Consider the following 17,050-nt stretch of genomic DNA (forward strand, 5'->3'; position numbering starts at 1 on the left):
TTGTGTCCATGTTGTCGACCCAACATGGCGTTGCTTCAGGAACCAATAGGTGATTCAGGCAAGCGTGACTCCCCTGGCGAGAGATCAAAATCGATAGCGACGGTGCTGTACTCCCCGGTGACGTCAGGGTCGGGCGCATTACCATCGTTATACAGAGGGAACTCCATGGCCAAGTCGGCACTGGTTACCCCAAACACACAGTCAGATTCGATGAACAGGTCATCATGCGGAAAAATCTGGGTAACTAGCGTCTGGTGGCCCGGTGCGGAAATACAGAAATGTATATGCGCAGCACGGAACGGGTGGCGCCCCTGTGCTCGCAGCATGTCACCGACCAAACCATGGGTCGGGATGGGATAGCTGGCAGGCCGCAGCGTACGGAATCGGTAGCGACCGTTTTCATCGGTACGAAACTTGCCGCGCAAGTTCATGTGCGGCTGGCGTTCATCCTGGTTTTCGTACAGCCCTTCGGGTGACGCCTGCCACACTTCCACCAGCGCATTAGCCAACGGCTGACCTGCGCGGCTCTTGACCTGTCCGGAGACGAATAGCGGAATATCACCGTCATAGGGTTCGTTACGGGCAATGTTGGTTCCCGGCGGATATTCCGGATCTTTGCGCGTATAAAACGGGCCCAGCAAGGCCGGCGAAATTTGCTCGTCGGTGCGATCCTGGTTCATGATCATGACTAGCGTGGAGAAGCCCAGGGCATCCGACATCACCATGGTCTCGTTATGGCGATCCTTGGTTAGATGACCTAACTGCGTCACGGCATTGATCGCCGCGGTAAACTCCTCCTCGCTCAGTTTTACTTCACGACCAAAGGCATGTAGATGCTTGACCAGACCGGTGAGTATTTCCCTCAAGCGATCATCCTGAGTATGGCTGAACGCCTTGATCACAATATCGGTAATATCGTCCGGCGTTGAGGGGATGCCGTGATTGACGATATCTTCCTTTCGGGGCAACTCAAACATGATTCACGCTCCTAGGGAGTATTGTGTCCACCGGACACGCCACCCGTTATTACTTGTTATTAATGATGTCTTGCATCGTACAATTGGGATCATTCAGCGCTGGCGCTGCTTCAACTCCTCAATGATCTCATCATGATGCTCGTTCAATATCGGTGGTGCGCTCACCTCTAGTGGCTTAACGCCATCGAAAGACACAGGTGAACGCACCGTTTCCCACTTGCCGACTTGCGGATGCTGAGTGCTGATCCGTAGCTGCAAATGCTTGGCCTGTGGGTCTTCCAGTACCTCGCTGGCGTCGTACATCGGCGCATGCGGCACGTCTTCAGCCTCAAGTCGCGCTAGCCAGTACGTGCGAGGCTCTCGGACGAACACCTTACGCAGCACGCCAATCATGGCTTCCTGATTATCGATGCGGCCTTCACGGGTCGAGAACCGTGCATCCTGAAGTAGTTCCGGGTAGTCGATAGCATTCGCCAGTCCCTGCCAGAACTTTTCTGGGGACGACATATGTAGCGCCACCCAGTGCCCATCAGCGCATTCCATCACGTATGACTGAGATACCTGCGGCCGACTGTAGGGGCCCATGATTTCGCCTTCCGAGAGATAATGCGTGAAGGCGTCCAGATTGAAGTGGCACATGGCTTCCATCATCGACACATCCACACGACGCCCTTTACCGGTATGGCTACGCTCGTAAAGCGCGCCTAAAATGCCGTAGGCAGCATAAAAACCTGACAGAGCGTCGGCCATGGCCGGGCCTACCACACGCGGGTTTTCCGGATTGATCAATAGCTTAAGAAAGCCGCTTGCGGCTTGAGCGACCGTGTCATAGCTGGGACGATTAGCGTATGGACCGTCGTTGCCAAAGCCGCTTATAGCGCAATAAATCAGCTGGGGGTTGATAGCACGAAGCTCTTCCTCGCCCGCCCCCAAGCGCTCCGCCGTACCAGGGCGGAAGTTTTGAATGTATACGTCAGCATCGCTGATCAAGTCATGAAAGATCGCTCGATCATTGGCTTCTTTAGTATTCAGCGCAATGCTGCGTTTGTTGCGGTTATAGGTTTGATAATGCGGGCTATAAAGTCCGCCCTTGAAGGCGCGGAACGGATCGCCTTTACCCGGCAGCTCCACCTTAATCACGTTAGCGCCCAGGTCGGCCAGCATCATGCCAGCTGCCGGGCCCGTGATGAAGGTGCCCTGCTCGATCACCGTAATACCTTCCAAAACCTTTATCATTGTCGTTGCCTCTGATCGCTGACTTAACGCTTGTAACCGGGCGGAAAGTCGCCGGTGTATTCCAGGTGCTGTGTGGCTTGGTAAGAGAGAGCAAATCCGCAAGGCTGTTCGGACTCTTCAAGCATGTGTGCGATCAGGCTGGCCGTACGCGCCAGAATTGGTATGCCCCTCAGCGCATTTAACGGGAACCCTGCACCAAGCAATACCGCGGGGATGGCGGCAGACACATTGAGTTTCAGGTCTTTACCAATGATCTCGGGAATGACGGCTTCAACCGCATCGGCAATTTCCACGAAGCGCAGATCGGCACCGGCTTCACGTGCAACCCTGAACAGCGCTTCGACGCGCGGGTCACGCGCTTTGTGCAACGGATGGCCGTACCCTGGAATCGGCTTGCGCTCATGACGCATGGCCGTAACTGCATCAAAAGCGGCCTGCTTGACGGACTTGCCTTCATCGACCTGACGGGCAATATCATCAAATAACACCCCGGCGTTTTGAGACGCCCCCAAGATGACCGAGCCACACCCTAAGATGCCTGCCGCCACTGCACCTTGCAGGGCTTCAGGGGCAGCAGCGTAGGTCATACGCGATGCCTGCACGCTAGGTACTAAACCGTGCTCAGCAATGGCTACCAGAGTGGCGTCCAACACCCTGCGGCGGGTCTCATTGGCAGGTTGACCGGTAAGTAGCAGCAAAAAGTAGTCGGAGAAGGAGGTTTGCCCAATCAGATCCTGGCAAAGATCCTTGCCTCTCACCACGATAGCGTCGGCATCCGACGTGCTGATGGCTGTTTTTGGTATTGTTTCGCGCCCTATCTTCATATGCCGCTCCGCTAGTCAGGAGAGAGGAGAACGTCAGGGTGACGGTCACACTCATCGGGAAAATTACTTGCTGACAATGAATATAGAAGCGATAAATAATGAATAGAAATGATTAATTAACATAAAAACAATCGATGACATCGATCGTAATAGCCATTTTTCAGGGAGGTCATGCCATGGAACTGCGCCATATGCGCTACTTTGTTGCCATTGTTGAAACGCTTAACTTCACCCGCGCCGCCCAGCGCGTACACGTCACCCAATCGACGCTATCGCATCAAATTCGCCAATTAGAAGAGGAGTTAGGCCAGCGGCTATTTGAACGAGTGGGCAAAAAAGTGATACTCACCGAAGCTGGACGGAGCTTACTTGAGCACGTAGTACCCATTCTTAGGCAGGTTGATCAAGCCATTGGGGCAATGAAGGCAACACCGGATGATTTATATGGAGAACTGCATATTGCGGCGACCCATAGCTTTAATGTTCAGCTTATCCCGCTGTGCCTCTCAATATTTTTACAACGGCTGCCAAATTTAAAAGTGGCTGTGGAAGAGCTCGCTGGAGATCAAATCAGTGAGCGTTTAATGAGTGGCGATTTAGACATGGGTATTTCCTATCGTCCGGCAATACCCCGTGGTTTACGCTTTGAACCGCTTTACAATGAGGAGCTCAAACTTATTGTGGCTAGCAATCACCCGCTTGCAAAGCGTAAGAGGCTGCGCATGGTCGAGCTCAATGGCCAACGCATGACGTTATTGTCGCCGCATTTCTCAACGCGTCAAATGCTGGACGAGTGTTTCGAAGCGGCTGGAGCTCGACCCCAAATTGTTGCCGAGCTTAACGCTATCTCACCTATGATTGAGCTCGTCAGGCGCACGGATCTGTGCAGTATCGTGTCAGAAAATGCCTTAGCAAACGAACCAGGCGTTAAGGCAATTCCGCTCGAAAGCCCAACGCCAGTGCGTACCCCCGGTTTGTTATGGCCGCCGCAGTCTGAGCGTCCCGCTGCTAGCCGCTTTATGGCTGAAATAATTCGCGACGTTGTTAGACAAGGAAGCGCGTAAAATTAGCTCCAGGTTTCTTTATTAGCTCACCAATTCCACTCACTGCGCGCCACCGCATCATGGGCATGCAGGCTTTCAGCATGCACAACCTTGAGTTGAAACCCTGACACCTCCGGCGCTTGCCGTAGTGCTTTATCCAGCCGCCTTGCCGCGTCTTCACAGAACATCAGGTTTTGTCCATTGGCGAGGGCAAAGGCCTGTTCATCGATACGTTTTACCGCGGTTTGCAGCGCGGTACCGAGTGCTCGCTCGATACGGTCAATCGAATCTTCTATCGAATCCGCGAGGGGCAATTCTCCGTTTTCGCTTTCAGATAAACGCAAACTGCATTCGACACTGCTGCGCTGACTATGGGGCGTTGCGAGTATCCCTTCTTCGCTACCTAGCCACGCAGATACCGCAGATTTGGTTAACGGGATTTCCGCAAAATCTTCCTCAAAGGCCTGCTGAATCAGCTGCCTTGCCAGCGCCGCCGAGCAGGGGCAGGTGGACGAATACCCCACTGTAAGGTCGAGTTCAGCCTGAAAGCCAGCGGGCGTTAATTGGCAGCGCAAGGTGAAGGGGTAACTTTTCCACCCGGCTAAAGGGCTGATCAAGGCTTGCCGCTTAAGCGGAAACTCGCCTTCGATGCTTAGATAAGCATGCTGCGATAAGCCATCTTGGCTGGTTAAAAATGCATTCAATACGCCCTTAACCACTGGAAGTGTCAGCGGTGCTTCTTCAAGCGGTGCCAGCGCCAAATACAGCCGGGACATATGAATTCCCCGTGCATCAGCGTCCTCCAGGCTAACCCCTGCATTGAGTTTGGCCGTCACACTGCGGCTGCCTAGACGGATGGGGAGTGCGATGCCCTCCATGCCCACCCAGGTCAAAGCGGCCGGAGAGCGGGCGGTTTGGCTGGCTACATCAGGCAGGGTTAAAACAGTCATTGGGCTACCTCTTGGGATGCGTGAAAAAAGCGGTACAACTCAGCCACTGTTTCCGGCGTCACGTTTTGGGTAATAAATACAAAGCGAGATACACGGTCTCCCACGCTGTTCTTGGGCAGCGGCGCGGATGGATGAAAAATATGTTGCACACCGTGCAGTGCGAGTGGCGTATCCCGGTCAGTAAGATGAACAATGGCTTTAATGCGCAGCATTTTATCGCCCATTAGCGACATCAAAATATCCAGCCAATTCTCCAGCACCTCAGGCTCAATAAGCTCGTTAACAATAAAGCAGAACGATTTAATGTTGTCGCTGTGGGGGGAGCCTTCGGGCTGATAAGAACCGAGCGGCGCGCCGGTGAGCAGCCTGGGCGTTAAAGGAGCGGCTTGATGCACGGCGTAACTGCCGGCTTTGAGCCACTTCTCGACCTGATACTCCTGGGAGTCCTTGTGAGCGTCGTTGTCCGTGCCGGCATAAGGGGCATGGCGGGCCAGCCCTGCCCCCACTAACAAGTCCGCCGAAAGTTCGCCGTTGATTACCTGCCACTGCTCAGCCGCTGGGTTGAGTCGAGCCAGTCGATTAGCCAACTGGGAAACCGTCTCCTCGCTGGCCAGGTCAGTTTTGGTGATTAATAGCTTTTCGGCCACCGCCACCTGCTGCTGCGACTCCCGGTGTGCATCAAGAGTCCCCATGCCGTTCGCCGCATCGACGCAGCAAACCACACTATCCAGCTTAAAGCGGTGCGCCAGCCAGTGATCCGTCATCAATAGTTGCAGCAGCGAGGTAGGCGACGCCAGCCCGGTGGTCTCGATCACTACCCGAGACGGTAGGGCTTTGTCTTGGGCCTCCAGATCTTCCAATGCTTGTTGTAGCGTGCGACTAAGGTCGCCCCGTAGCGTGCAGCACAAGCATCCGCTGCTCATTTCGATCACCGCCTGCTCATCGCTTTGGGTAATCAATTGATGATCCAACCCGATGGCGCCAAACTCGTTAATCACCATCAGGGTATTGGCCATGGAGGTTTGGTGTACCCAACGGTTGAGTAGCGTGGTTTTTCCACTGCCGAGGAAACCGGTCAGTACATTGATAGGGATTAATGGTGGCTCCCGCATAACGGCTCACTCCCACCTGGCTTTACGATAGTGGTGTTCTTTACTCTCCTGACGCTCTTTGGCCTCAATGCATAGTTTCGCTGTGGGCCTAAAAAACAGCCTTGGGAGCCCGATAGGTTCGCCGGTCTCTTCGCAGTAACCGTACTCGCCGTTCTCAATTCTTTTTAATGCCGCCTCAATGTTGCTAAGCAAGCGGCTTTCCCGATCGGCTTGGCGAAGAGCTAGACGCAACTCCTCTTCAAACGAGGCTTGATCCGCTTCATCGCTATCTCGCTCATGGGAGGCAATTGCGGTCTTGATCTCTTTTAAGTGCACCTCAAGTTCACTTCGCTCGGCGAGTAGGAGATGACGAAAGAACTGCAGCTGTTCATCGTTCATATAGTCACTGTTGGGCATGGCTAATAGCTTGGCTTCCCATGCTTTTTCAGATGACTCATTCTCCCAGTCAACGTTGACCGCCTTTTCATCCGTACTTTGGTTACTCATATGTTGCACATTCATACTTTGGTTACCCATTCATTGTTCTCGCGATATTGACCTGATCAAGACATAACCGCACTCGTCGGTGATCGTTCCCAGTGGTCGAGATAGCTGCTGAGATAGCGGCTATTAAGCAGGCTCAATGGTCATGAGTAGTCGTTTGCTACCGTTTTCCAGCGCAGGGCTTCTATGCACCAGGCTCCGCTCTTCGCAGCCTACCCAGCCGCTTCCTTTGATTAACGCTATGTCCCCCGGCGAAAGGCGTTGAATAGCGCTGGTATCGGTTGCGATATCGGGTCGCTCGGGATGCGGCGCGCCCAGGCCCTCGCGGTTAATGGCGTGCTCGGGCAGCCATTCGCTGCCCGGGCCGACATAGGTAGTCACCATGCGCACGGGGAGATTATCGCAGTGAAAGCGCGGGCACATGGCGCTAGTGAGCAGGCGCAGGCGAATGCCGACGGTTTGGGTGTCAAACAGAAAGGCGATGGCTTCGGCAATCGTCGCCATATCCTCAACCAGCGGGGAAGCCGCGTCCGGGGCGGGCATGTGACGGCGCAGGTCGGCGATGAAGGCTTCATCGGGGTGACCAAGCCAGCTATATTGCCAGGCACGATCCGTTTGGCACTGCGCCTGGGCGCTACAGGCAATATCGGCGGGCAACGGGCGCTGGAAGATCGCGATGTTAATGGCGTCTTCAAAGATACGCGGCAACACGCTGATGTCGTGATCCCTGGCGGCATGGTCTGGCAACGCCAATTGAGCGGCAGGTACTGCAGACATAAGCGAAGACATAAATGACTCCATAAGCGATGTTAATGAACTAACGGGGTATACGGCAAAAGAGGTTGCCACTGCTTCCATCGCGCTATTTACCTGAATGACAGGACGCAGGCTGGAGACGCTGACGCAACAAGCGCCAGCTTTGGGTCACGACCGTGGCCAGGGTGAACAGCACAGCGGCTAGCGTGACAATCGTCGGGCCGGTCGGCGTATCCATCACATAAGCGGTTCTCAGCCCTGCCGTCACCGCCAGCATGGCGATCCCTGCGGCCAGAATCGCCATAGCTTCTGGCGTGCGGCAAAAAGGCCGGGCGGTGGCCGCCGGGATGATCAACAAGGCCGCTATCAGCAGCACGCCCACTACTTTCAGCGCCACGGCGACGACCACCGCGAGTGCCAGGGTGAGCACCAGCTGTTCGCGCCGGGGCTGGATACCGCTGGCATAAGCAAGCTCGTCGCTCAACGTGGCGGTCAATAACGATGACCAGCGCCAGAAAAGCAGCGTCAGCACCAGCGCCACTCCGCCGCCGATAATCCAGATATCCGTTTTCCCAACGGCCAGAATATCGCCAAACAGATAGGCACTCAGGTCGATGCGCACCCCGGCAAGAAACGACACGGCGACCAGGCCGATGGCCAGGGCCGAGTGCGCCATGACCCCGAGCAAGGTATCCATGGCATAGCCCCGCCCACTGAGCATCGACACACAGCTTGCCATCACCAGGGCGACCGTCAGTACGCCTAAGAAGATGGAGACGTCCAATAACAGCGCTAACGCCACGCCCAGAATGGCGGCGTGGGCGGTCGCATCGCCGAAGTAGGCCATGCGCCGCCACACCACGAAACACCCCAGCGGGGCGGCGGCCATGGCCACCAAAACACCGGCAATCATCGCCCGCCACATAAAATCATCCAACATTGGCTGCCTCCTGATGATGGTGGCGATAGAGGGCTAAGGTTTGGGCGGTCTGATCACCAAACAGCGCCTGATAGTCCGGCGATGAGGCCACTTGCTCAGGCTTGCCCTCACAACAGATAACGCGATTTAGGCACAGCACGTGGTCAGCGGTACGCATAACGACGTGGAGGTCGTGGCTGACCATCAACACGGCGCAGCCATAGGTGCGGCGCACGGTTTCGATATGCTGGTAGAATTCTGCGGTGCCTCGGTGGTCGAGCCCTTGTGTCGCCTCATCAAGAATCAGAATGTCAGGCCTTGTCAGCAGCGCCCGGGCCAGCAGCACGCGCTGAAACTGGCCGCCCGATAGCTGGCTCATCGCCGCATTGATCAAAGCCTCGGCACCAGCATCTTCCAGCGCTTTTTGTACACTGCGATGGGGATGGCGACGCGGTAAGTTGATAAAGCGCTTAACCGTCATGGGCAGGGTAGGATCCAGGTGAAGCCGCTGGGGCACATAACCGATACGCTGCTGCGGGGCGATAGTCACCTGGCCCGACGTGGGCCTTACCGCCCCGATCAGCGTTTTCACCAGCGTGGATTTCCCCGAGCCATTGGGGCCAATCAGGGTCACCACCTGCTCGCGATATAAATCGAGACTGATATTCTCAAGGATATGCTGCCCGCCAAAGCGCACGTTCAAGTGGCGAACGTTCAGAATCGCATCGCTATCAGGGAACTGAGCAAGCCGCATAATCGAAGGTCGTCTTTTTTGCATTTGTTATGTTATAACATATGATACAAGCATAGGCGAACGTCGATGCCGATGGTCGAACCGAGAAAGGTCATATTTGATGATGAGGACAACCTTAATGAATAACCGTTTAGCTCGTTTGTCTTGGCCGCTATTAGCTGCTTTCCCGCTGGTTGCCGCCGCAGACGCGCCGCGTGTGGCGGTGGATATTCCACCCGTGTATTCGCTGGTCGCCAAGGTGATGGGGGAGCGCGGCGATCCTGAGCTGTTTATTCAGCCCGGTGCCTCGCCGCATGGTTATTCGCTACGGCCTTCCGAAGCACAATCCCTCGATGATGCAGATCTGGTGGTATGGGTAAGCGACGCGCTGACGCCCTGGCTATCAGGCCCCATTGACAACCTAGCGGGTGATGCACACCACCTTGAGCTAATGGATGTGCCTGGCATCACCACATTGGAATACCGCGAAGGCGCGACCTTTGCGCTCAACGATGGGGATGAACACGGTCACGGGCACCATGATCATGACCACGACCACGACCACGACCACGACCATCATGAGCATGATCATGGCGATCATGAACACCACCATCATGAAGACAGCCATGACGAAAGTGGGCACGATCATGACCACCACGGTCATAATCACAGCCATACCGGCATGAACCCCCATGCCTGGCTGGATCCTGTCAATGCCCGCCGTTGGCTCGATGCCATCGCCGAGCAGTTAAGTGAGATCGACCCTGATAACGCAGCGTACTATCGCGAAAACGCCGCCCAGGGGAAAGAGGACTTAACCAGCCTTCAGGAACATATTCAGGATCGTTTAGCCAACACACGCTTTATTGTTTTCCATGATGCTTACCAGTATTTCGAGGAGGCCTTTAACGTCCAAGCGGCCGGGGCTATTTCCATCGGCGACGCATCGTCACCCAGCCCGGCTCGTATTGAGGAACTGCAAACGCTGGTGAATGACGAAAATATCCAGTGCGTTTTCAGTGAACCCCAGTTCAATCCGCAGATGGTCAATAACGTGTTTGGAGATACGTCGGCTTATATCGGCGTCATGGATCCCTTGGGCGTGGGTCTGACGCTGGATGCTGGCCTTTACGATGCGCTACTGGAACAACTGGCTAATGAGATTGCGCGCTGCACCGATGCCTAAACAGCTTTTTTCTTAAACAGCTTTCCAAGTTGATAAAGGTCGTGCATATACCTATCAAACTTTGAAACAAGCAGCGACATAAAGATAAAGGCATAAATAACCAGCATGATGATCAGGGGGTCGTTAAGCCAGGCCAGAAAAGGAGTCGATATCGGATAGCTAATCGTGTAGACAGTCATGGCCGCTAATAGCTGAACCAGAAAACAATTAACAATCACCAGGGTAATCAACGCTGCTCGTATATTGATATGTGGCAGCGTTGTTTTCCAAAACGGCAAGTGGCGTACTTCTATGCGCTGTCGCTCTGCACCTTCTCTAACGCCGTTAAAACTCAATCTGTTTTTACGCCGCAGTAAAGGGATTGCATAGCTGCCTGCCTCCTCTTCAGAAAACACTGCCAAGGCGATATCCCGATTGAACTCAGGGCCCAAGGCATTGGCCGCCACTTGATCGAAATCTCCCCATGCATGGTTTTGTTGAGCGGTTTTAGCTTGGTCAGAAAGCGTTTTTAAGCGGCTTTTATCGGCCTTCGACAACTTCTTATCATTGCCGACGTTTATATTGTAATGAATTTCGTATACCTGATATAAAGCAACGGTCACACCCACAAAAATCATAAAAAAGACAATGTATATCAACATATTAACAGACACCTCCTAAACAAAACCGAACCTGCTAGGCGAAAAACAGCTTTGTTAGCGTTCAAACTAACTTAAAGACTATGCCTGCGCACAGCTGACAAGTACAGGCTCAGAAAGCCTCAAAAAAGCCGGATCAGACTACGGATCGCAAAAATCAGCTATCCGTACCCACTACTCCCCTGAAGGCCCCAGGAAACGTGTTTCACTGACCTTCGTTATTGAAGGGTCATCTAAGGCGATAAAGTGCAGTTCGATAGGATGGCTAGGCTGCGTTAGGTCATCCGCATCGGCGGTGAGTGCTAGACGCAGGCTGCGTGTTTCAAACGCCGCCACCTCTAAGGTATCCACTCCCTGCAGACGAAGCCCTGGCAACCCCGCGGCTGATACCGCGTAATGATGGGTTTGGCCATCTTGATTGCGCAGCGTCACGTTGTAGTAATTGATAATGCGACCCTCTGCCGTGCTTTCAAACAATGCCTGACGGTCGCGGGCAATCTCTACATCCATGGGCACCCGGGCGTTCAAGAAACCGACTAACAGTACCACCATGGAGAATAACGCCGCCGTATAAGCCAACAGCTGGGGGCGCCAGAAACGGGTCGTTTTACCTTCCAGAGCACGCTCGGTGGTGTAACGAATCAGGCCAAGCGGTTTATCGATCCGCGCCATAACGCTGTCGCAGGCATCGATACACGCCGCGCAGCCAATACACTCGTATTGCAGCCCATCGCGAATATCGATACCGGTGGGGCATACCTGAACGCAGAGTTCACAGTCGATACAGTCGCCGATTCGAGTTGCCTCAACACCCTTTTGAGAATGGTGACGGCGCGGCTCACCACGGGCAGCGTCGTAGGAAACAATCAGCGTATTAGCATCGAACATCGCTGACTGAAAGCGCGCATAGGGACACATATGCAGGCATACCTGATGGCGGAGCCAACCAGCATTCAAGTAGGTAAACAGGGTAAAGAAACCGATCCAGAACAGAGCCAAAGGGTGCATATCCAGAGTAAACATATCCACTATTAACGCTCTTATCGGCGTGAAGTAACCAACGAAGGCTATTCCCGTTGCCAACGCAATCAGCAGCCAAGCCGCATGTTTGGCGGTTTTGCGCCATAGCGTATCCAGTCTACCTGTCGCTTTATCACGCCGAATGCGCCGGTGCCGCGGCCCCTCCAGGCGATGCTCGAACCAGATAAACAGAAACGTCCACACGCTTTGCGGGCAACTGTAGCCACACCACACTCGCCCAGCCACTACCGTGATCAAAAACAACCCAAAAGCGCACAGCACCAGAATCCAGGTGAGCAAGATAAAGTCCTGTGGATAAAACGTCGCCGCAAACAGGTGGAACTCTTGGGCAGAGAGGTCAAACCACACCAGCGGCCGATCACCCCAATTGATCCACGGCAAGCCGAAATAGAGCGCCATCAACAGCCAGTTAGAAAAGCGCCGGATACGCTGAAAAAAACCGCTTATTTCTCGCACATAAATATGTCCGAGCTTCGGTGGCTTGCTACTGGGAGACTGAGAATTGGGCGACTTAGACGGAGGCGTATGGTGTTCAACCGCCGCCTCGTTAGTCATGTCTTGCAGTGGAATGCGTTGCGTCATACCGATACCCAAAAAAGAAAGAATGGAGGTTTATGCGGTCGAGGGGCGTCGCGGGGTAGATGATTAAGCATTTGTTAGAAGGCGCGACTTTTAAGTTAGCCGCTACTATGCTCATACAGGGATGGCACAAACAGATGCAGTTTTAGAGAAATAAGGCGTATCAGTTAGCACTAGCCTCTCACACCGCTGCTTTCTGATATGCTGTTTATTACTATATTTGAGTCTGTTTTACGCTTCGCACATGCGGCACAGTGGTGCTTTCTATAAGCAGAGATCCGCGCTGTGCCAGCTAACACTGTGATGGAGCATTCGGGCGTTTTAATCAATACACCGACGGTTTATCCCATGAAACGCTACGAACAGTTTGCCGATGAGATAGCGACGCTGATTCGCCAAGGTGTGCTTGGCCCAGGGGAACGAATCCCCTCGGTGCGCCAGGCTAGCCGCCATCACGGCATTAGCCCTTCTACGGTGTTCCAGGCTTACTATTTACTTGAGAACCGTGGGCTTATCACTGCAAGGGCACGCTCGGGGTATTTTGTGCGTGAACACGCCCGGCGCCTGCTGGACGAACCGCGTGTAACGCTGCAGCCCACCGACCCAGCAGAGGTAGAAGTCAGCGAGTTGGTGTTCTCGGTGCTTGGCTCGCTTCAAGATGACCGAACGGTGCCCTTTGGATCGGCCTTTCCCAGTCCTGAGCTGTTTCCGCTTTCGCGCTTGAGTATCAGTATGACGCGGGGGTTACGGGCGCTTTCGCCCCAACAGGTGGTGGCTGACATGACCACCGGGCATACCGATCTGTGTCGGCAGATTGCCCTGCGCTACATGCTGGGCGGCATTCAACTGCCGATGGAAGAGCTGGTGATTACCAACGGCGCGATGGAGGGCCTTAATCTAGCCCTGCAGTGCGTTACCGAGCCAGGCGACCTGGTGGCGATCGAGTCCCCAGCGTTTTATGCCAGCCTGCAAGTGTTGGAGCGCTTGAAACTGCGCGCGGTGGAGATACCCGTTCACCCACGGGAGGGTATCGACCTGGAGGTACTGGCAGAGCGACTAGGGACGCTTCCGATCAAAGCCTGCTGGTTTATGAGCCATCTGCAAAACCCAATCGGCGCCAGCCTGAGTAAAGGGCGCAAACAAGCGCTTTATCAGCTGCTAAAACAGCACCAAGTGCCGATGCTAGAGGATGATGTGTATGCCGAGCTGTATTTTGGCAGCACGCCGCCCGTGCCCGTAAAAGCCTTCGATGATGAGGGTCTGGTCATCCACTGCAGCTCTTTCTCAAAGTGCTTAGCGCCGGGCTACCGGGTGGGCTGGGTAGCGGGCGGTCGCTATGCTCAGGCCATCTCGCGGCTAAAACTAATGACGACGATCTCGCCTTCCGTGCCCGCTCAGGCGGCCATCGCTGACTATTTGCAGCATGGCGGTTATGACCGTCATTTGCGTAAGCTCCGCCATGCTCTGGAAGCCCAACAAGGCAACATGCTGGCAGCGGCGGATCGCTACTTTCCTGCCAATACTCGCATCACCCGTCCTGCGGGCGGCTACTTTTTATGGGTGGAGTTTCCCGAGCAGGTAGATTCGCTGCGGCTATTCAATACGGCGCTCGACCATGGCGTTAGCTTAGCGCCGGGCCCGATCTTTTCCGCGACCCAGCAGTTTCGACACTGCGTGCGCCTGAGTTACGGCCACCCCTGGACACCTAGCAGTGAGCGCGGCATGGAAACACTAGGCAGGTTATTAAGCCTCTTTTAGCGGGTATTCCAAACGCCATCTCCTTTCGACTGATCCGGTTTTTTAGTTAAAAACTGAGCCTGTTATGCAGCACAGCAATCGCTAAACTATTCCGATGAAGCCACACAGCGGCTATACCAGCCCGCAAAAGCGTTAAAGCGCACAAGTGGCTGTCATCGGAGGAAGCGCCATGCTCGGAATTGAGGCCATTGATCTGGCCAGGGTGCAGTTTGCCTTTACCATCTCCTTTCATATTATTTTTCCCGCCATCACCATCGGTTTAGCCAGCTACCTGGCCGTGTTGGAAGGGCTATGGTTAAAGACCCAGCGGGATACCTATCGTCACCTTTACCACTTCTGGTCAAAAATATTTGCCGTCAATTTTGCCATGGGCGTGGTCTCGGGCATTGTGATGGCGTACCAGTTCGGTACTCACTGGAGCGGCTTTTCCGCCTTTGCGGGCAGCGTCACGGGGCCTCTGCTCACCTACGAAGTGCTCACGGCCTTCTTTTTGGAAGCCGGTTTTCTGGGCGTCATGCTCTTTGGCTGGGAGCGGGTCGGCCGAGGCCTGCACTTTTTTGCGACTTGCATGGTCGCACTCGGCACCCTCGTGTCGATGTTTTGGATTCTCTCTTCCAATAGCTGGATGCAAACCCCGCAAGGCCACGACATCGTCAACGGTGTGGTGATCCCCGTTGATTGGATGAAGATTGTCTTCAATCCGTCTTTCCCATACCGCCTGGCCCATATGGCGCTAGCAGCTTTTTTAAGCACGGCGCTGTTTGTCGCGGCCTCTGCTGCCTGGCTGTTGCTAAAAGGTAGACCGTCCCCTGAAGCGCGCACCATGCTCTCCATGGCACTGCTCATGCTGGCGATCACTGCTCCACTGCAGGCCGTGGTGGGTGACTTGCACGGCCTCAACACCCTGGAGCACCAGCCCGCCAAGATTGCCGCCATCGAAGGGCATTGGGATAACAGCAGCGGCGAACCCACTCCGCTCATTCTGTTCGGCTGGCCCGATATGGCGGGTGAAGAGACCCGTTTCAAGTTGGAAATCCCCGTGCTGGGCAGCTTGCTATTACAGCACAGCCTGACCGAACAAATTCCCGCGCTTAAGGAGTTCGCCCCAGAAGATCGCCCCAACTCGACCATCGTGTTCTGGAGCTTCCGACTGATGGTGGGGCTGGGGGTGTTGATGATTGTGCTTGCCATCGTGGGCAATACTCTGCGCGTCAAAAGGCGGCTATTTGAGTCTCGCCGCTTTCTACTCTTCACGTTATGCATGGGGCCAGCAGGGCTAGTGGCACTGCTGGCGGGCTGGTTTACCACCGAAGTGGGCCGCCAGCCCTGGGTGGTTTATGGGTTATTAAGAACCGCCGATGCGGCTTCAGCGCACAGCGCCGTCCACCTCAGCATTAGCTTAACCGCCTTTGTGGTGGTTTATCTGGCCGTCTTCGGTACCGGTGTTATTTACATGATGCACCTGGTGAATAAAGGCCTTGGCGATCCCTCTGCGCCCGCCTTAGGTGGCCCAGGCCATCACCGCACACCCGCCCGGCCTCTCTCGGCGGCTAACGAAACGCAGACGACTCACTAATAGATATGAGGGGTGCATTATGGGAATCGATCTATCGCTCACCTGGGCCATTATCATCCTGTTTGGTTTGATGATGTATGTAGTCATGGATGGTTTTGACTTAGGTATTGGCCTGCTTTTTCTGCGCGTGCATGACGAGCCGGAGCGCGACATTATGATGAATACGGTTGCCCCGGTGTGGGACGGCAACGAAACCTGGCTGGTGCTTGGCGGTGCGGGGCTATTCGCCGCCTTCCCCCTCGCCTATGCGGTGGTTCTGGAAGCGCTGGCAATTCCGCTGATCGTGATGCTGTTGGGGCTGATCTTTCGTGGCGTCGCCTTTGAGTTTCGCTTCAAAGCATCCCCCGAGCGGCGCCATGTGTGGGACAAAGCCTTTATTGGCGGCTCGCTGCTGGCGACCGTTGCACAAGGGGTTGCCTTGGGTGGCTATATTCAGGGTATCGCCTTCGATGGCGTTCACTTCAGCGGTGGCGCGTTGGACTGGCTCACGCCTTTTTCGCTGTTTTGCGGCATCGGCCTGCTGTTTGCCTATGCGCTACTGGGCAGCACCTGGCTGATTATGAAAACCGAAGGCGCCCTGCAACAGCGGATGTATCGGATCACCAAACCGTTGATGCTCGGGCTGCTGGTGATGATCGCCCTGGTCAGTGTATGGACACCGCTGGCTTACCCGAATATTGCCGCCCGCTGGTTTTCGCTACCCAACCTGCTGTGGTTTTTACCGGTACCGCTGTTAGTCATGCTGGTAGGTTGGTGGCTATGGCGTGCTATCACCTTTCAAGACACCGCCCTGCCCTTTGTGTTGGTCTTGGCGCTGGTATTTTTAGGCTACAGCGGTCTGGGCATTAGCCTGTGGCCAACGATTATACCGCCCGATGCGTCTATCTGGCAGGTCGCCGCCCCCGCCCAAAGCCAAGGCTTTGCCTTAGTAGGCACGCTGTTTATTCTGCCGATTATCTTGATGTACACCGCCTGGAGTTACTACGTCTTTCGCGGCAAGGTAAAACCTGGCGACGCTTATCATTAACCCCCTATCCCCTGTGTATTGAGGAGTAAGACAATGAAGCCTCTCGCCAAGCGCCTGGGCTGGTTAGTCACCATCTGGCTTTCGAGTGTGGGTGTTCTCTTGCTGATTTCATTGGGACTTAAGTTTGTGATGGGAATGGCGGGATTGACCAGCTAACGACCTCTTTTGCACCCATAGCTCAAAAAGAGAATGCTGAACCCTTTCTCAGCAAG

General features: G+C 54.7%; 17 protein-coding genes. 6 read left to right on the forward strand and 11 right to left on the reverse strand.

Annotated features, from left to right (window positions below):
* Positions 1-35 precede the first annotated feature (35 nt).
* The 3 genes from K7H09_RS08525 to K7H09_RS08535 form a co-directional block, all read right to left on the reverse strand.
* Complete coding sequence (locus K7H09_RS08525) at positions 36-977, reverse strand: dioxygenase family protein (RefSeq protein ID WP_141440514.1); 942 nt, start codon at positions 975-977, stop codon at positions 36-38.
* Between the two features lie 93 nt (positions 978-1,070).
* The gene (locus K7H09_RS08530; protein ID WP_141440513.1) at positions 1,071-2,213 is read right to left on the reverse strand and encodes a CaiB/BaiF CoA transferase family protein; all 1,143 of its coding nucleotides are present in this window, start codon (positions 2,211-2,213) and stop codon (positions 1,071-1,073) included.
* A gap of 23 nt (positions 2,214-2,236) precedes the next feature.
* Positions 2,237-3,037, reverse strand: a complete 801-nt coding sequence (locus tag K7H09_RS08535; protein ID WP_141440512.1) for a citryl-CoA lyase — start codon at positions 3,035-3,037, stop codon at positions 2,237-2,239.
* A gap of 176 nt (positions 3,038-3,213) precedes the next feature.
* On the opposite strand from K7H09_RS08535, the gene K7H09_RS08540 reads away from it, so the two are divergent.
* Positions 3,214-4,101, forward strand: a complete 888-nt coding sequence (locus K7H09_RS08540; protein WP_141440511.1) for a LysR substrate-binding domain-containing protein — start codon at positions 3,214-3,216, stop codon at positions 4,099-4,101.
* Between the two features lie 26 nt (positions 4,102-4,127).
* On the opposite strand, the gene folE2 is transcribed toward K7H09_RS08540, so the two are convergent.
* The 6 genes from folE2 to K7H09_RS08570 all read right to left on the reverse strand — a co-directional run bounded on the left by folE2 (position 4,128) and on the right by K7H09_RS08570 (position 9,054).
* On the reverse strand, positions 4,128-5,030 hold the full coding sequence (folE2, locus tag K7H09_RS08545) for a GTP cyclohydrolase FolE2 (RefSeq protein ID WP_141440510.1): 903 nt from the start codon (positions 5,028-5,030) through the stop codon (positions 4,128-4,130).
* Positions 5,027-6,142: a CobW family GTP-binding protein gene (locus K7H09_RS08550; RefSeq protein WP_141440509.1), complete on the reverse strand. Its 1,116-nt coding sequence runs from the start codon at positions 6,140-6,142 to the stop codon at positions 5,027-5,029. The genes folE2 and K7H09_RS08550 overlap by 4 nt, the downstream gene beginning before the upstream one ends.
* Positions 6,143-6,148: 6 nt before the next feature.
* On the reverse strand, positions 6,149-6,628 hold the full coding sequence (gene dksA, locus K7H09_RS08555) for an RNA polymerase-binding protein DksA (RefSeq protein ID WP_141440508.1): 480 nt from the start codon (positions 6,626-6,628) through the stop codon (positions 6,149-6,151).
* A gap of 123 nt (positions 6,629-6,751) precedes the next feature.
* Entirely contained in the window at positions 6,752-7,414 is a 663-nt protein-coding gene (locus K7H09_RS08560; RefSeq protein ID WP_230804401.1) for a DUF1826 domain-containing protein, read from the reverse strand.
* A gap of 73 nt (positions 7,415-7,487) precedes the next feature.
* Positions 7,488-8,321 carry a metal ABC transporter permease gene (locus K7H09_RS08565; RefSeq protein ID WP_141440507.1) on the reverse strand — a complete coding sequence of 278 codons (834 nt, stop codon included), beginning with the start codon at positions 8,319-8,321 and terminating at the stop codon, positions 7,488-7,490.
* Positions 8,311-9,054, reverse strand: a complete 744-nt coding sequence (locus K7H09_RS08570; protein ID WP_230804404.1) for a metal ABC transporter ATP-binding protein — start codon at positions 9,052-9,054, stop codon at positions 8,311-8,313. Before K7H09_RS08570 ends, K7H09_RS08565 begins: the two co-directional genes overlap by 11 nt.
* Positions 9,055-9,172: 118 nt before the next feature.
* On the opposite strand from K7H09_RS08570, the gene K7H09_RS08575 reads away from it, so the two are divergent.
* The gene (locus K7H09_RS08575; RefSeq protein ID WP_230804411.1) at positions 9,173-10,219 is read left to right on the forward strand and encodes a zinc ABC transporter substrate-binding protein; all 1,047 of its coding nucleotides are present in this window, start codon (positions 9,173-9,175) and stop codon (positions 10,217-10,219) included.
* On the opposite strand, the gene K7H09_RS08580 is transcribed toward K7H09_RS08575, so the two are convergent.
* Positions 10,216-10,860 carry a hypothetical protein gene (locus tag K7H09_RS08580; RefSeq protein ID WP_167522525.1) on the reverse strand — a complete coding sequence of 215 codons (645 nt, stop codon included), beginning with the start codon at positions 10,858-10,860 and terminating at the stop codon, positions 10,216-10,218. The genes K7H09_RS08575 and K7H09_RS08580 overlap by 4 nt on opposite strands.
* Positions 10,861-11,031: 171 nt before the next feature.
* Positions 11,032-12,480, reverse strand: a complete 1,449-nt coding sequence (gene ccoG, locus K7H09_RS08585) for a cytochrome c oxidase accessory protein CcoG (protein ID WP_141440503.1) — start codon at positions 12,478-12,480, stop codon at positions 11,032-11,034.
* A 345-nt stretch (positions 12,481-12,825) separates the two neighbouring features.
* Between ccoG and mapR the strand changes: the two genes are divergently transcribed.
* The 4 genes from mapR to K7H09_RS08605 all read left to right on the forward strand — a co-directional run bounded on the left by mapR (position 12,826) and on the right by K7H09_RS08605 (position 16,994).
* The gene (gene mapR, locus K7H09_RS08590) at positions 12,826-14,235 is read left to right on the forward strand and encodes a GntR family transcriptional regulator MpaR (protein ID WP_141440502.1); all 1,410 of its coding nucleotides are present in this window, start codon (positions 12,826-12,828) and stop codon (positions 14,233-14,235) included.
* 169 nt (positions 14,236-14,404) lie between these two features.
* Positions 14,405-15,811 carry a cytochrome ubiquinol oxidase subunit I gene (locus K7H09_RS08595; protein ID WP_141440501.1) on the forward strand — a complete coding sequence of 469 codons (1,407 nt, stop codon included), beginning with the start codon at positions 14,405-14,407 and terminating at the stop codon, positions 15,809-15,811.
* A gap of 19 nt (positions 15,812-15,830) precedes the next feature.
* The gene (gene cydB / locus K7H09_RS08600) at positions 15,831-16,838 is read left to right on the forward strand and encodes a cytochrome d ubiquinol oxidase subunit II (protein WP_141440500.1); all 1,008 of its coding nucleotides are present in this window, start codon (positions 15,831-15,833) and stop codon (positions 16,836-16,838) included.
* Between the two features lie 33 nt (positions 16,839-16,871).
* Positions 16,872-16,994, forward strand: a complete 123-nt coding sequence (locus tag K7H09_RS08605) for a DUF2474 family protein (RefSeq protein WP_082116842.1) — start codon at positions 16,872-16,874, stop codon at positions 16,992-16,994.
* Positions 16,995-17,050 lie beyond the last annotated feature (56 nt).

The organism is Halomonas sp. IOP_14, from assembly GCF_021021315.1.
In the GTDB taxonomy this organism is placed as follows: Bacteria; Pseudomonadota; Gammaproteobacteria; order Pseudomonadales; family Halomonadaceae; genus Vreelandella; species Vreelandella titanicae.

Coding starts and splice junctions, on each gene's coding strand:
- K7H09_RS08605 (WP_082116842.1), top strand. CDS start 16,872: ATGAAGCCTCTCGCCAAGCGCCTGGGCTGGTTAGTCACCATCTGGCTT.
- dksA (WP_141440508.1), bottom strand. CDS start 6,628: ATGAGTAACCAAAGTACGGATGAAAAGGCGGTCAACGTTGACTGGGAG.
- K7H09_RS08580 (WP_167522525.1), bottom strand. CDS start 10,860: ATGTTGATATACATTGTCTTTTTTATGATTTTTGTGGGTGTGACCGTT.
- K7H09_RS08560 (WP_230804401.1), bottom strand. CDS start 7,414: ATGTCTTCGCTTATGTCTGCAGTACCTGCCGCTCAATTGGCGTTGCCA.
- ccoG (WP_141440503.1), bottom strand. CDS start 12,480: ATGACGCAACGCATTCCACTGCAAGACATGACTAACGAGGCGGCGGTT.
- K7H09_RS08550 (WP_141440509.1), bottom strand. CDS start 6,142: ATGCGGGAGCCACCATTAATCCCTATCAATGTACTGACCGGTTTCCTC.
- K7H09_RS08525 (WP_141440514.1), bottom strand. CDS start 977: ATGTTTGAGTTGCCCCGAAAGGAAGATATCGTCAATCACGGCATCCCC.
- K7H09_RS08575 (WP_230804411.1), top strand. CDS start 9,173: ATGAATAACCGTTTAGCTCGTTTGTCTTGGCCGCTATTAGCTGCTTTC.
- folE2 (WP_141440510.1), bottom strand. CDS start 5,030: ATGACTGTTTTAACCCTGCCTGATGTAGCCAGCCAAACCGCCCGCTCT.
- K7H09_RS08595 (WP_141440501.1), top strand. CDS start 14,405: ATGCTCGGAATTGAGGCCATTGATCTGGCCAGGGTGCAGTTTGCCTTT.
- K7H09_RS08565 (WP_141440507.1), bottom strand. CDS start 8,321: ATGTTGGATGATTTTATGTGGCGGGCGATGATTGCCGGTGTTTTGGTG.
- K7H09_RS08530 (WP_141440513.1), bottom strand. CDS start 2,213: ATGATAAAGGTTTTGGAAGGTATTACGGTGATCGAGCAGGGCACCTTC.
- K7H09_RS08540 (WP_141440511.1), top strand. CDS start 3,214: ATGGAACTGCGCCATATGCGCTACTTTGTTGCCATTGTTGAAACGCTT.
- K7H09_RS08570 (WP_230804404.1), bottom strand. CDS start 9,054: ATGCGGCTTGCTCAGTTCCCTGATAGCGATGCGATTCTGAACGTTCGC.
- K7H09_RS08535 (WP_141440512.1), bottom strand. CDS start 3,037: ATGAAGATAGGGCGCGAAACAATACCAAAAACAGCCATCAGCACGTCG.
- cydB (WP_141440500.1), top strand. CDS start 15,831: ATGGGAATCGATCTATCGCTCACCTGGGCCATTATCATCCTGTTTGGT.
- mapR (WP_141440502.1), top strand. CDS start 12,826: ATGAAACGCTACGAACAGTTTGCCGATGAGATAGCGACGCTGATTCGC.